This window comes from Streptomyces sp. GQ60 (assembly GCF_059758875.1).
In genome coordinates, this window is the sequence record NZ_JCAXEG010000018.1 from 16445 (window position 1) to 29954 (window position 13510).

General features: G+C 72.9%; 18 protein-coding genes. 5 read left to right on the forward strand and 13 right to left on the reverse strand.

Annotated features, from left to right (window positions below):
* Positions 1-157: 157 nt before the first annotated feature.
* Entirely contained in the window at positions 158-676 is a 519-nt protein-coding gene (locus AC6CKD_RS31475) for a DUF5133 domain-containing protein (RefSeq protein WP_498332094.1), read from the forward strand.
* A gap of 18 nt (positions 677-694) precedes the next feature.
* Here AC6CKD_RS31475 and AC6CKD_RS31480 read toward each other — a convergent pair whose 3' ends face one another.
* The 8 genes from AC6CKD_RS31480 to AC6CKD_RS31515 form a co-directional block, all read right to left on the reverse strand.
* A complete protein-coding gene (locus AC6CKD_RS31480) occupies positions 695-1180 on the reverse strand; it encodes a DUF6328 family protein (RefSeq protein WP_498332095.1) in 486 nt (161 codons plus the stop codon).
* Between the two features lie 120 nt (positions 1181-1300).
* Positions 1301-2305: a glutathione S-transferase family protein gene (locus tag AC6CKD_RS31485; protein WP_498332097.1), complete on the reverse strand. Its 1005-nt coding sequence runs from the start codon at positions 2303-2305 to the stop codon at positions 1301-1303.
* 548 nt (positions 2306-2853) lie between these two features.
* Positions 2854-3840, reverse strand: a complete 987-nt coding sequence (ku, locus tag AC6CKD_RS31490) for a non-homologous end joining protein Ku (RefSeq protein WP_498332099.1) — start codon at positions 3838-3840, stop codon at positions 2854-2856.
* 153 nt (positions 3841-3993) lie between these two features.
* The gene (locus tag AC6CKD_RS31495) at positions 3994-4509 is read right to left on the reverse strand and encodes a DUF2231 domain-containing protein (protein ID WP_498332100.1); all 516 of its coding nucleotides are present in this window, start codon (positions 4507-4509) and stop codon (positions 3994-3996) included.
* A complete protein-coding gene (locus AC6CKD_RS31500) occupies positions 4506-4691 on the reverse strand; it encodes a hypothetical protein (protein WP_498332101.1) in 186 nt (61 codons plus the stop codon). The genes AC6CKD_RS31495 and AC6CKD_RS31500 overlap by 4 nt, the downstream gene beginning before the upstream one ends.
* Before the next feature lie 109 nt (positions 4692-4800).
* On the reverse strand, positions 4801-5205 hold the full coding sequence (locus AC6CKD_RS31505; RefSeq protein ID WP_498332103.1) for an ATP-binding protein: 405 nt from the start codon (positions 5203-5205) through the stop codon (positions 4801-4803).
* On the reverse strand, positions 5171-5752 hold the full coding sequence (locus AC6CKD_RS31510) for an STAS domain-containing protein (protein ID WP_498332105.1): 582 nt from the start codon (positions 5750-5752) through the stop codon (positions 5171-5173). Before AC6CKD_RS31510 ends, AC6CKD_RS31505 begins: the two co-directional genes overlap by 35 nt.
* Positions 5753-6577: 825 nt before the next feature.
* Positions 6578-6751, reverse strand: a complete 174-nt coding sequence (locus AC6CKD_RS31515) for a CsbD family protein (RefSeq protein WP_498332107.1) — start codon at positions 6749-6751, stop codon at positions 6578-6580.
* A 177-nt stretch (positions 6752-6928) separates the two neighbouring features.
* Between AC6CKD_RS31515 and AC6CKD_RS31520 the strand changes: the two genes are divergently transcribed.
* The gene (locus AC6CKD_RS31520; protein WP_498332109.1) at positions 6929-7195 is read left to right on the forward strand and encodes a DUF4235 domain-containing protein; all 267 of its coding nucleotides are present in this window, start codon (positions 6929-6931) and stop codon (positions 7193-7195) included.
* Between the two features lie 189 nt (positions 7196-7384).
* Positions 7385-7660: an isoamylase early set domain-containing protein gene (locus AC6CKD_RS31525; protein WP_498332110.1), complete on the forward strand. Its 276-nt coding sequence runs from the start codon at positions 7385-7387 to the stop codon at positions 7658-7660.
* 14 nt (positions 7661-7674) lie between these two features.
* Here the strand turns inward: AC6CKD_RS31525 and AC6CKD_RS31530 are convergent, their stop codons facing one another.
* The 3 genes from AC6CKD_RS31530 to AC6CKD_RS31540 form a co-directional block, all read right to left on the reverse strand.
* Positions 7675-8211, reverse strand: coding sequence for a DUF5133 domain-containing protein (locus AC6CKD_RS31530; RefSeq protein ID WP_498332112.1), 537 nt, complete (start codon positions 8209-8211; stop codon positions 7675-7677).
* Positions 8212-8386: 175 nt separating this feature from the next.
* On the reverse strand, positions 8387-9700 hold the full coding sequence (locus AC6CKD_RS31535; RefSeq protein WP_498332244.1) for an AI-2E family transporter: 1314 nt from the start codon (positions 9698-9700) through the stop codon (positions 8387-8389).
* Between the two features lie 118 nt (positions 9701-9818).
* Complete coding sequence (locus AC6CKD_RS31540; protein ID WP_498332114.1) at positions 9819-10343, reverse strand: flavin reductase family protein; 525 nt, start codon at positions 10341-10343, stop codon at positions 9819-9821.
* 80 nt (positions 10344-10423) lie between these two features.
* Between AC6CKD_RS31540 and AC6CKD_RS31545 the strand changes: the two genes are divergently transcribed.
* Positions 10424-12037, forward strand: a complete 1614-nt coding sequence (locus AC6CKD_RS31545; protein ID WP_498332116.1) for a phospholipase D family protein — start codon at positions 10424-10426, stop codon at positions 12035-12037.
* Between the two features lie 33 nt (positions 12038-12070).
* Here AC6CKD_RS31545 and AC6CKD_RS31550 read toward each other — a convergent pair whose 3' ends face one another.
* Positions 12071-12610 carry a hypothetical protein gene (locus tag AC6CKD_RS31550; RefSeq protein ID WP_498332118.1) on the reverse strand — a complete coding sequence of 180 codons (540 nt, stop codon included), beginning with the start codon at positions 12608-12610 and terminating at the stop codon, positions 12071-12073.
* 1 nt (position 12611) lies between these two features.
* Positions 12612-13154 (reverse strand): hypothetical protein, encoded by a 543-nt coding sequence (locus AC6CKD_RS31555; protein WP_498332119.1) that lies wholly within the window; start codon positions 13152-13154, stop codon positions 12612-12614.
* Between the two features lie 164 nt (positions 13155-13318).
* Between AC6CKD_RS31555 and AC6CKD_RS31560 the strand changes: the two genes are divergently transcribed.
* A complete protein-coding gene (locus tag AC6CKD_RS31560; RefSeq protein ID WP_498332121.1) occupies positions 13319-13510 on the forward strand; it encodes a hypothetical protein in 192 nt (63 codons plus the stop codon).

Sequence of the window (13510 nt, forward strand, 5' to 3'; positions counted from 1 at the left end):
CCCGGCTCCGCGTCGGCCTCATGGGTCACGGTGTTCGAGCCCCGCACCAGCGCGCCGCGCGGCCCGTGGCCAGGCAGCGGGCGTAACTTCCCTACGCGGACCACCACACCCCGCCGCCGCCCCACCGCCCCCCACGGCCCCGGACCGGAGGAACCTCGTGCCGACACCCGGAGAACCCGCTCCGCCGACCCGTCAGGCCCCGTCCGCCACCCAGACACCCGACCCGGTCGCCGTTCCGACGGTCGGCCGGGCCCTGGGGATGCTGATGGCCACGACACCGTGCTCGGTCCGCGAGGCGCAGCGCATCCTCGCGACGGCCGCGGACCTGGCCGACGTCGCCCCCCGAGACCTGGCCGCCGCGCTGACCGCCACCGCGTACGGCAACGAACTCCCCGCGCGTCTCGAACGCGCCGTGCGCCACGCCGTGGAAACCGCCCGGACCCGGGGACGGGCGGCGGGACCCCGCGTGGCGGGGATCGCACCGAATCCCGCCCGGACGGAAGAGGTCCTGACGCGGCTGCGCGGATGCCAGGCCCGCCTCGCCGCCTCGCCCCAGGACCCCGCGGCCATGCGGGCCATGGACGACACCGTGTACACGCTGTGCGTGCTCATGGGCCGGCCGACGGCCCACGAGGCCGTCATCGCCGCGGAGGAGCAGCTCGCCACGGTGGGCTGAGCGTTCCGGCGCTCCGCGTCAGCGCTGGGAGGTGTAGCGGACGCGGGCCCACAGGGGCAGCACGAACCAGCACAGCGTGTACCAGGCGAACACTCCGCCCACGAGCCACGACGCGACGGTGTTCTCGGTCGCGACCCTCAGGACGAGGAGCAGGGCCGAGGTGCTCGTGGCAAGGAGCAGGATGAGTCCGGTGAACGTCAGGCGGGCGGCCCACGCGACCGCCTCGGGCTTGATCCGGCGCCCCGAGACGATGCGGTGGAAGGCGACCGGACCTATCAGCGCGCCGGTCGACAGAGAACCCAGGACGACCGTCACCACGTAGATCGTCTTCTCGGTCTGCGTGAGCCCCGCGAAGGCGGGGGTGAAGACCACCGTGAGCAGGAATCCGAACAGGATCTGCACGCCCATCTGAGCGACCCGGATCTCCTGGATGAGTTCCTGCCACTGCCGGTCGGCACGTTCCTCCGTGGACTCGTCCCGTCCCGCCTGCGTGTCGCTCGGCATCGCGCCTCCCTGTAGGGCCAGTTCCCGAAGGTGTCTCCCGACGGCGTCTACCCCCGGGTCCGCGCATCATGTTCCGGGTGCGGACCCGCGGGGGGCGCACACCCCGCCGTAGGCTCGTCCTCACGCGTGGCCGGCGCCCTGTCCGACCCTCTCGTCGGGAGCGACCGGGCCGGGTGCGGTGCCGTCGCCGAACGGGCGTCCGCCCAGAGCGGCCCGACCGTGCGCCGAGAGCCAGGCCGTCGCGTCGGGCCCGGCCGGGACGATTCCCGTGGGGTTGATGTCGGTGTGCACGAGGTAGTAGTGCCGCTTGATGTGGTCGAAGTCGACGGTGTCGCCGAAGCCGGGGGTCTGGAACAGGTCGCGCGCGTAGGCCCACAGCACCGGCAGCTCCGTCAGCTTGTGCCGGTTGCACTTGAAGTGGCCGTGGTACACGGCGTCGAACCGGACGAGTGTGGTGAACAGCCGTACGTCGGCCTCGGTGATGGTGTCCCCGACGAGGTAGCGGGACCGCTCGAGCCGGACGGACAGCCAGTCGAGCCTGGCGAACAGCCGTTCGTAGGCCGCGGCGTAGCCCCGCTGTGTCCCGGCGAACCCGGCCTCGTAGACGGCGTTGTTGACGTCCTTGTAGACCACCTCGTTGACGGCGTCGATGTGCGGCCGGAGCGCGGGCGGGTAGAGCTCCGGCGCCCCGGGCCGGTGGTACGGCTTCCACTCCGCCGCCATGTCGATCGTGATCTGCGAGAAGTCGTTCGTCACCACCTTGCCGGTCGGGACGTCGACGATCGCCGGCACGGTGATGCCCCGGTCGTAGTCGGGGTCGCGCGCGAGGTAGGCCTCCTGCAGCCGCTCGATGCCGAGCACCGGGTCACGCCCGCCGGGATCGAGGTCGAAGGTCCAGCTCCGCTCGTCGTGCACGGGTCCGGCGACGGCCATCGGCAGCGCCCGCTCCAGCCCGAGGAGCCTGCGTACGATCACCGCGCGGCTCGCCCACGGACACGCCCGGCTGACCACCAGCCGGTAGCGGCCGGGCTCGACCCGGTGGCCGTCGCGGCCGTCGGCGGTGATCCGGGTGCTGAGGTAGCGGCCGTCTCGGGTGTACTCCTGGCCAGGGCTTACGTAACTCACCCCTGGCGCCTACCCCCGATCGGCCGGTGAACCCCTCCCGGGCCGGCCCCCTGGCCCGCGGACGTGCGAACGCCGGCGCCGCCCGGGGCCCGGCCGCCGCTACCGGGTCGGGGGCGCCGGCGGGGGTTCGGGCGACGGCTCCGGGTCGGGAAGGGGCGTCGGGATCGGCCTCGGCGTGTGCGGATCGCCGGGGACGGGGCGGGTGGGCGGCACCGGGCTCGGTCCCGAGCCGGTCGGACGGGTCGGCGACCCGGCCCGTACGTGCGCGCCGATGGGGGTGGTTGCGTTCGTCATGGTGACTCCGGCTCGTCGGACACGGCTTGGTCACTGCGGCGCCTGCCCGTTCTGGTCCGTCCCAATCCCGGCTGCCCGACCGACGACCGGCAGTGGCCGCGGCCGGGTGGAGCTCCCTCACCTGACCCGGTTCCCACGTCGCTCCCACCCGGTCGCGGCTCTGCCGGGCGTCTGCCCAGGGCGCGCTACGCCATGCCGGGGATCAGCCGGTTCGACCCGTGGGTCGTGCGGCCGCGCGGCCGCGTCCTCCCCGGTCAGGCCGCCCGACGGGATCCGGAGCCGGTGGCCGTGGCCGAGCCGGTGAGCGCGTCGCGGAGTGCGTCGCGCGTCATGGTCGAGCGCCCCGGGATTCCGGCCGCCGCGGCCTTCTCGTAGAGCTCCGCCTTCGTCAGGCCCGCCAGCTCCGCCGCCCCGGGCGTCCCGCCGCCGCGCGTCTTCGCGTGCCGCGAGGACGTGCCGCTGGAGCCGGCGGCCCGCTCGACGCTGGCACGCAGCGCCTCCGCGAGGTCGACCACTTTGGTGGACTCGGCCGCCGGCTCCGCCTTCTCCACGCTCTCGCCGGCCCGCTTCGCCTTGATCAGAGCGGCGACCTTCTCCCGGAACGTGTCGTGGAACTCCTCGGGCTTCCACTCCATGCTGAGCGCCTCGACCAACTGCTCGGCCATGCGCAACTCCTTCTGCGAGGCCTTCGCCTTGCGCGGCAGTGAGTCGATCTCCGCGCGAGGGTCTCGGATCTCGTCGGCCCAGTGGAGCGTGTGGCAGGTGAGCAGGCCGTTCTCCGCCTTCACGGCCACGAGGTACTCATGGCTGCGCATCACGAACCGGGCAATGCCGGCCTTCTCCGCCTTGGCGAGGGCCTGCTCCACGAGGCTGTAGATCTTCCCGTACTCCTTGCCCTTCGGTGCCAGGTAGTACGTCGCGTCGAAGAAGATCGGATCGACCTCGGCGAGATCCACGAACCCCTCGATGTCGAGGGACTTGGAACGGCCCGGCGCGATCTCGTCCAGCTCCTCCGGCTCCACGAGCACGTACGCGTCACCGTCGTCGAACCCCTTGACGATCTCCTCAAAGGGCACTTCCTCACCGGTGCGCTCGTTGACCCGCTTGTTGCGGACTCGGTCCGAGGTGCCGCGCTGCAGCTGATGGAAGTGGATCGTGTGGCTGTCGGTCGCCGTGTACAGGCCCACCGGCAGGCTGACCAGGCCGAAGGTCAGCACGCCCGCCCACACCGGTCGCGCCATGACCACCACCACCGCTCTCGTCTCGCGCGCCCGCCGTGCTCAGGGCGGGTCCCGGCCGTCAGATCGCGGCCGCTCCGCCGGTCCGGTCCGGTCCGGTCCGGTCCGGTCCGGTCCGGTCCGGTCCGTGGGCCACGTGTCCGCCCAGGGCGCCGCTCACGGCAAGGGCGGCCACCCCGGCGAGGGACCAGCTCCTCCCTTGAGCGCGTGCCCTCGGACCCTGGCCGAGAGGGACATCGTGTAGCAGGCGATCACGGCCACGTTCGACACGGCGTGCGCCAGGCCGACCCGGGCCCGCGCCGGCGGCAGCTCCGCCCAGTCCACCCATCCGGCGACGGCCGCCGGCCCGGCCCCCGCCAGGCCGCCCGCCGTGAGCGTCCCGGCGGCGGGCTGTCCTCCGGGCACCGCGTCCAGCAGCCCGGCCGACAGCCAGCAGCCGACCGGGAGCTGGACCAGCACGGGATGCAGGGGATGCCCCAGCTGCCTGCCGTGCAGGAGGTCGCGTACGGCGCCCGGCGGAAGCCGGCGGATGCCGTGCTGGAGCACGCGGACGGCCGGATCCAGGGCGGGGGCGCGCTCGATGGCGGCCAGGGTGTTCAGCCACCCGGCCGACACCGGATCGAGGGCGAGGGCGGGGTCGCGCGAGCGCACGGAGCCGATGTGTCCGTTCATCCGGCTCGCCTCCGTCCCTCCTCGCCGGCGGCGCCGCTCGCCTCGGTCGGCTGGGTGCGGTGGGGCCGCTGCCGGAACAAGCGGTCCATCTGACCGCGCAAGGCTTCGAAGTCGTCCCAGCAGGTCCGCGCCGTCCCCTCGGACCGGTCTGTCTGCTGCTGGTTCTGGTGCGTCCCCTTCACGGTTCTCTCCTTCGGCCGGCGATCGTCCGTACGCCCCCTCGCTCGCGTCCGGCGCCTACCCGGGGAGGCGGTACGCACGCACGCACGGCCGGCCGGCCCGTGCGGGAGATCATTCCGGCGGGATCAGGCGGACACCGGCGTGGATGGTCTTGCCGCCCGGCCGGTGCCGGATCCCTACGTCGCTGCCGAGCTGATGGACCAGGGCCCAGCCCCATCCACCGCCGCCCTCCAGATCGGGCGCCCTCAGGCGCGGCTCCACGTCGCTGTAGTCGGTGACGTCGATCACGATCTCGTCGGGCTCCAGTTCGAGGTCGAGAACGCAGCCGTCCGCCGTGTGGCGGATCGCGTTGGTGACGAGCTCACTGACGAGCAACAGCGTCGTGTCCATGACCTCGGGCGCCACGAAGCGGCCACCGCGCGAGGCGTCGTCGAAGAAGTGCCGGGTGAGGTCGCGGGCCGTGGCGGCCGCGGTCGACCCGTCAAGATCGCTGTGCTGTCTCAGATGGAGAGTCATCCCCGCTCCCGCGGCCTCCAGTCTCGATTCCCCGGACCCGTCCGCCTGGATCAGCGGTGACGACCGCCCGGGAACGGACGGTTTCCCCATGGGTGCGCGTACCCACTCCGCCCGGGTTAACCACACTCGACGGCCGCGCCAGGTCCATGCCGCAGGCACGCCCCGCGTCGGCGCTCGCGTCGACGTCCAGGCGCAACAGCCCGGCCATCACGTCACGGCCGTCACGGCCGGCCGCTTCCGCGGCGACGGCCGGTCGGAGGCCGTCGACGAGTGCCAGCAGGCTCGCCGGCTGCCGCTGCCAGTGCCAGGCGTGGAACTGGGCGCCCCGCTCCCGCACCGTACGGACGAAGTCGAGGAAGTGGTGCAGGCCGGCCACGTCCATGAACTCCACTCCGCACAGGTCGCAGACGACCACCTCGGTGTCCGCGCCCAGTACGGCGCGGAGCCGGTCGAAGGCGGCGCCCGCCTCCTCGTCCAGCTCGCCGTGGGGCATCAGGTGCACGGTGCGGCCGCGGGAGGTCGTCGCGATTCCGAAAGCGTTCGCCATGGCGGTCACCTCACCTCGGGATCGGTTCCCGCGCCGCACTCCGGGGGCAGGACCACGATCCGACCTGATTCGATGGTCGACCCGCGTGCCCGGGAAACGCAACCTTCGCCGGCCCTGGGACCGGGCTGGGCCCCTGCCGGGATCGGTCATCACCGGGATCGGTCATCGGCGGCCGGCGCGCCCGGCCCTGCCCCCCGGGCGGCGGCCCGCTCGACGCGCTCCGGATCGGACGGAGGCGCGCTGGAACCGGTACCCGTCCGTGAGGGAACTCCTGGCGGGCGCCCGTGCTCATCGACCATGGCACCCTCGTCGGGCAGCAACTCGGCGCGGTGGTCCTCGGGGCGGCGGCCCCGGGTTTGGCGGTTGCGGGGGTGGTGCGGGCCTTGTTCCCCAGGTTCGTGCTCGCTCATGGCTGCCTCCTCGGCTGCGTCCGCCCCGTCCGAGCGCCTACCCCGCTCGTCCCCGGCCAGACGGAGGTGGGCGGTCATCACCTTGGTGATGCTCGTGATCGGTACCGGCCGCTGTTCGCCGACCGTACCGAGGGAGCCGACCCCCTCCACCTCCAGGGGGTTCGTGGTGGGGGTCGTGTCCCACCGCGCCCGGAACGGTCCGGGCCCGGTCCACCGGCAGCGGCGGGGCACACACCGGGGCGTGGCCGCTCGACGCATCAGAACCCCGACCGTTCCCCATCGGCGGCCGCTCGGGCGTGTCCCGGTTCGGCGGCAAGGGGTCGTCGTACGGCCAGGGCCACGGCCCCCGTCGCCCGTTTCCGGGGATGGAGGCCGTGGCCGTGCGCTTTTCGACGTCGGTGACGCCGCCCGCCCGCTAGTCCTTGAGGGCGTCCTTGGCCTTCTCCTTGGCCTGGCGGGCGTCACCCTTCATCTGTTCCGCGCGCCCCTCTGCCGTGAGCCCTTCGTTGCCGACGGTGCGGCCCACCGCTTCCTTGGCCTTGCCCTTGGCCTGTTCCTTCTTGGCCTTCATCTTCTGCTCACCCGACACGGGTCTCACTCCGTTCCACGGCGATCCTCTGACGTGCCGCGTCTGTCCGATTGCCCGTCCCGTAAACGTCGGTCCCTCCCGATGCCCGGAGCGCCGTCAGCGGTTGCGCACGGCTCCGCGTTAGCCGCGTGCGGCTCGGGGCAGGAGCCGTGGGGCAGGGAGCGAACGGAGGCAGCCGTGGAGACCTCGAAGATCGTCTACAAACCCGTGGGTCTGGCGCTCGGCGCCACCGGCGGTCTGCTGGCCGGCCTGGCCTTCAAGCAGCTCTGGAAGCGGCTCGGTCACGAGGGCGATGCACCGAGCGCGACCGACGAGGACCGCTCGTGGCGGGAGATCCTGATCGCCGCGGCCCTCCAGGGCGCCGTGTTCGCCGCGGTCAAGGCCGCGATCGACCGCAGCGGCGCGGTGGCCGCCAAACGCCTGACCGGCACCTGGCCCGCTTGAGCCCGCCCGCCGCCCGGCCCGGGAACGGTTCATTCGGACCGGAGCGACGCCGACTGCGTCACGCGACCGGGTCCGTCCGGACGGGTGATGCGGGTGCCCGTACGGCGGGTCGTCAGCCGGAACGGGCGGTGGTCGTCAGGCTGACCCCGGTCGGCGGGCACCGCCCGCCCCTACCGATGGGAGCAGTCCGTGCTGGAGCGCAAGCGCCGGAAGCACACCACCGAGGTCACCTTCGTCCTTCCCGCGGACTCTCCGCCGGGGCCGGTGAGCGTCGTGGGTACGTTCAACGACTGGCGTCCGGGTGCACACGTCCTCGAACCCCGGACCGATGGCATGCGGGCCGTGACCGTGGCCCTTCCCGCCAAGGCCACCCACGGTTTCCGCTACCTCGCGGCGGGCGACTACTGGTTCGACGAGGCGGCCGCGGACGGACACGAGGAAGGCAACAGCCGCCTGCACACCTGATTCCGGGAAGGTGATCAGCCGTCCCGCGGCAGGCCCCGCGGTGTCAGCCGGTTGACGGCGATCATCTCCTCCGCGGCCAGCAGTGCGCCGTGGGCGCTGCGCCGGCCCATCACGACGCACAGGGTGTACGCGGCCTCCTCCAGCTCGCTGCGCACACGCGCGTCGTCGGGAGCCGCCATCGCGCGGCGGCGGGCGGCTCTCAGGTGGTTCACGTGCTCCCGCAGGGTGTCCGGGTGCGGCGGTGACCAGGGCCCGGGGGGAGGAGCGGGCAGGGTACGGGCCCGGGCGAGCGCGCGGTACAGCACGTCCTCGACGACGGGCGCGGCCGGTTCGCCGGCCCCTGCGGCGAGAACGGCTTCGGTCGCCTCCCGCACGTCCGTGCCGGCTCCGATCGCCACCTCGGCCAGGATCCGCCGTGCCTTGGCCGCGGTGCAGGGGACGAGGGCCATCAGCACCCCCGTGGCGCGGGAGGCGATGGCTCGTGGCTCGTGACTTTCCGGCGGCCCGGCCGGCGTCGCGGACGTCCTGGGCTGCTGCGCCGGGTGGTCCATCCGTCCGCTCCTCCGCGTGGCTCACCCTTCGGATCCGGGTGGGTCCTGCTGTGTAGCAGGCGGCACGTTGCACCGGGTCGCCCACACGCCCGTGCCACGGCCACAACCGCCCGATCCGGCCGTGCGCAGCGGCCCTGGTTGACCCCTCGCGTTGTCCTCTCGCCGGGTGTCCCGCTCACCGGTCCGGGGCGTCGTCCGCTCCCGCCCGCTGATCCCCGGAAGGGGCGACGGGCAGGCCCACGGGTGGGGCCGCGGGCCGGGGTGGCGACGGCCCCGCGCTCGCCGCGGGGTGCGCACGGAGGTAGGTGACCACCGTGTTGCCCACGGCCACGAGCGGGACGGCCACCACGGCCCCGCCGATTCCCGCGATGGTGCCGCCCGTGGCCACGGCCAGGACGACGGCCAGCGGGTGGACCCGCACCGCCCTGCCCAGGATGAACGGCTGGAGCACGTGCCCTTCGATCTGCTGCACCACGAGGACGACCATCAACGCCATCAGGGCGGTGAAGACCCCATCCGTGACGAGGGCGACCACGACCGCGAGTGCTCCGGAGACGAAGGCGCCCACGAGGGGCACGAAGGAGGACAGGAAGATCACCACGCCGATGGGAACGGCCAGCGGCACGCCGAGGAAGTAGATGCCCACGCCGATGAAGACCGCGTCGATCATCGCGACGATCATGGTGCCGCGCACGTAGGCGGTGAGCGTCCGCCAGGCGCGCGGGCCGGCGCCTGCGACCCCCGAGCGGGCCGCCGCGGGGACGAGCCGCAGGGTCCACTGCCAGATGCGCTTGCCGTCGTACAGCAGGAAGAGGGTGGCGAACATCGCCAGCAACAGTCCGGTGATCACCTCCACGAGGACGGTCACGCCCTGGAGGCCGGTGGAGGTGATCTCACTCGTACTGGAGCCGATGGTGTCGCTCAGCTTGTCCGCGACGGCGTTGATCTGTTGTTCCGTGACGTGCAGAGGACTGTCGATCAGCCATTGCTTGAGTTCACCGATGCCCTCCTGCACGCGGTCCGACAGGTTGCCGAGGTTGTCGAGCACCTGCCACACGACGAACCATCCGACCAGCCCGAGCATCACGAAGCCGCAGGTCGCGGTGAGCGCCGTCGCCGCGCCCCGGGACAGTCCGCTCCGGTGCAGCCGGGCGACCGTCGGCTGGAGCAGCGCGGTGACCAGGAGCGCGACGACGAAGGCGAGGGCGACCAGCCGTACCGCCCCGATGACCCGCATCAGCACCCAGACCGTCGCGGCGAGCACCAGGAACCGCCAGCCGGCCTCGGCGGCCACCCGTACCCCCCAGGGCACCGCGGCCGCCGGGTCCCGGGATCCGGCGTCGGACCCGTGCCGCGCCTCCGGCGTCACCGGTTCCTCCCAGGCCGCCGCGGCCTCCGCCTCACGTCGGGCGTGGAGGCGGGCTCGGCGCTCGCCGAGCCCCTCGGCGCCCTTCTTCACGCGCCCGAGCCATCCGCGCACTCGGGGCAGAGGTCGGACCACGTGGAGTCCTCCGAGTCGTTTCGTAGGAGAGCTCCCTCCAGGCTGGCCCGTCAGCTGCCCGGCGGCACCCCGGGGCCCCCCGAAGGAGGGCCCCGGGGTGGGTCTGTCAGGCCGGGTGTCCGGGGGCGATCGCCCTGACGTCGCCGTACCGGAGCAGAGCGGGCGTGTCCGGGAGGGCCGGGGAGACCTCGGTGGGCGCCAGGAGGAAGCCGACGTGGTCGCCCGCGTGGCCGCCGTGGTCGCCCCCGTCGATCCGTGCCTCGATCCGCCCCACGAACCATGCGGGCACACCGGCCAGCAACGGGACGCCGTCCGCGCTGACCGTCCACTCGGTCCGGTCGAACTTGTCCGTCCGGTCGCCCGTCTCACCCCCGAACAGCTCCGCCAGCGACCGCTGGTCGCGGCCGAGCACATGCACCGCGAGGTGGGAGGCCGTCCGTGCCACCCGGAAGGTGTGGTTGAGCGTGGACAGCCACACGATGAAGCGCGGCGGCCTGATCGAGCACTGCGAGGCGAAGCCGACGAGACAGCCGGCCCGCTGGTCCGAGCCCCCGGCCCCGCCCGCGGTCGTGACCACGTAGACGGGGCCGTCCAGGACTTCGGCGAAGGCGTCCAGTTCCGTTACCGCCACGGCCTCTCCTTCCGAGCTGTGCGGGCCCTCCCGAGTGGAAGGGACGGGAAGCGGGTACCCGCGTAAGAGGAGGCCCTACCATGCCCAGCTCTGACTGGCTCCTGACACCAGGAGAACGTGGCAATGCCGCCACCCGGCTGGAGCACCGCCGGGCGGACGGCGCGGCTTGGTCCGAGGGCAACGACGCCCGCCCGCTGGTCCACGGCGCACGGTACTTCCCCGAGCTGCTCTCGCGGATCCGGGCGATGCGCGCCGGCGACCTGCTCCTGTTCACCGACTGGCGCGGCGATCCCGACGAGCGGCTGGACGGAGCCGGTACGGAGATCGCGGCCGTGCTGGCCGCGGCGGCCGAGCGCGGTGTCATCGTCAAGGGCCTGCTGTGGCGTTCGCACCTGGACGGCTTGCGGTTCAGCGAGGAGGAGAACCGCTCCCTCAGCGAGCGGGTCGAAGCGGCGGGCGGTGAGTGCCTGCTCGACCTGCGCGTGCGGCCGGGCGGCTCGCACCACCAGAAGATGGTGGTCCTGCGGCATCCCGGCCGGCCCGACTGCGATGTCGCGTACGTCGGCGGGATCGACCTCTGCCACAACCGCAACGACGACGCCGACCACCGCGGCGACCCCCAATCCCTGCCCTTGGCGCCCGGCTACGGTCCGCACCCCCCGTGGCACGACGTCCAGCTGGCCCTGAGCGGGCCGGCCGTCGGCGATGTCGAAGCCGTCTTCCGCGAGCGCTGGGAGGATCCCGCGCCGCTCAGCCGCAGTCCGCTGATACGCCTGCGCGAACGGCTGGCGCGCGAGGACACCTTCGCGGACGGGCTGCCGCCGCAGGGACCCGATCCCCTGCCGTGCGGCACGCACGCCGTCCAAGTGCTGCGCACCTACCCGAACCGGCTGCTGCGCGGCTATCCCTTCGCCCCCGACGGCGAACGCAGCATCGCCCGGGGGTACCTGAAGGCACTGCGGCGGGCCCGGACGCTGATCTACCTGGAGGACCAGTACCTGTGGTCCCCGCGCGTCGTGGACTGCTTCGCCCGGGCCCTGCGCGAACATCCGCGGCTGCGGCTGGCCGCCGTCATACCCTCCGTCCCGGAGCAGGACGGCCTGCTCACCGGGCCCATGAACCTGATCGGACGGATCACCGCACTGGAGGAGCTGCACCGCGCCGGTGGGGACCGGGTCGCGGTGTACGGCGTGGAGAACCATGCCGGGACCCCCGTCTACGTGCACGCCAAGGTGTGCGTGATCGACGACGTCTGGGCCGCCATCGGGTCCGACAACGTCAATCTGCGGTCGTGGACGCACGACTCCGAGCTGAGCTGCGCCGTCCTCGACCTGAGCAGCGATCCGAGGCCGCCGCACGATCCGGGCGGGCTCGGGGACGGCGCCCGCCCGTTCGCGCGGGAGTTGCGCCTGGAGCTCATGCGCGAGCACCTCGACGCCGGGGACGGGGCGGGGGCGGGTGCGGACGCCCTGTGCGATCCGTCGACCGCGTTCGACCGCTTCCGCGAAGCCGCCGCGGCGCTGGACGCCTGGCACGCGGGCGGGCGCCGGGGGCCGCGCCCGCCCGGGCGCCTGCGCCGCTACGTCGCTCCGCACCTGCCCACCGTCCGGCGCCTGCTCGCCACCCCGCTGCACCACGCTCTGGTCGACCCCGAAGGCCGCCCGCTCGGAATGCGGCTCCGGAACGGGTTCTGACGCTAACGGGCTCTGCTCCGGGCTCCGCCGCGCTCAGGTCTTGAGCAGGCGGTTGAAGAAGGAGCGGTAGTGCTGCAGCGCCTGCCGCAGGTCCTCCGTCTCCACTTCCTCGCCCCGGCTCCACTGGGCCTCCAGCTCCTGCTTGTGCGCGGCGAAGGTGCCGGCCAGCGTCTGCATGACCTCGGCGACCAGAGCGTCCGCGGACCGGACCGCGTCCTGGGGGTCGTCGACGAAGCGGCCTTGAATGTCGGTCCACGCCTGACGGAACTCCTGGGATTCGGTGGCGCCGACGAGGGGCGCGGAGTCATCGTCGGCACCCTCTGCGGGCGCGTCCGCGCCGCCGGATGCGACCGTACGGTCCTCCGCCGCGGCCGGGACGTCCTCCCCGCCAACCTCGCTCCCGCTCCCCTCTTGGTCCCCGTAGCCCTCGCGGACATCGCGGACGTCGGGGTCCTGGGTGGCCTCTCCGGGGTACACCGGTGCCTGCTCCTCGTCCTCCGATGCCGGATGTGCGAGGTCTTCCGTGGTCAGGCCTGCCTGGGTGGGCCGGCCCTCCATGTCCGAAGTCTCCATGTCACCGGTTCCTTTCGTCCGTGAGCAGCTCCGTGAAGAGGGCGCGGTAGTGCACCATCGCTCCCCGGAGTTCCTCGGTGGTCGCCCGCCCGTCGGCGCTTCGTACCTTGACGTCGTGGGCGGAGCGGTAGTGGTCCAGCGTGCCCGCGTGTGCGACGGAGAGGTCGCGCACTTGTCCGCCGTACCCGTCGGTGGGGTAGCCGCGCTCCCGCATCAAGCGGGACACCAGCTCGTCCGCCTCGGCCACGGAGCCGTCGGGCCGGTCCACGAAGTGTTCCTGGACGGTGGTCCACTCGTCGGCGTACTGGCGGCGCCGCTCGGCCGGGAGTTCCTTGATCTCCAGCCGGTCGTGCCGCTGCTCGCGGGCGCGCAGTTCGCGTTCCGCGGCCAGGGCACCGCCCTTCTCCTCGACGGTCCGCTCGTACTCCGGCCCGAAGCGGTCGCGCAGGTGGCGCCGGCGCGCCAGCATGGCCAGGGTCAAGCTCAGCGCCACGACCACGACGGCCGCCGCGACGATGATCGCTATGAGTGTGCTTGTAGACATGTCCCGCCTCCATCAAGCGGTTCCGCGGCTCGTCGCCCTCTCGGCTACCCGCTCGGAGGAGAGGAAACCCCCGGAAAGGAGCGCATGTGCCGCGGCGCGTGCGGGGGCTCTGCCGGGAGCAGCTCCGGTACGTGTGACGACGTGAGCCCGGGTAGACGTACGGCATGAATGCGACAGAACACTGGAAACCGGGTGAGATCGTCCCGCAGAGCGGCATCTACGCCTGCGACTGCGGCAAGGAACACGTGTGGAGCAAGAGCACCGACGTCCGCGGGCACCGCTTCCCTCCCCTGCCCTTCGACTGCTCGGGCCGTTCGTGGACGCTGCGCACGCAGGCCCACCCTGACGGGGACTGA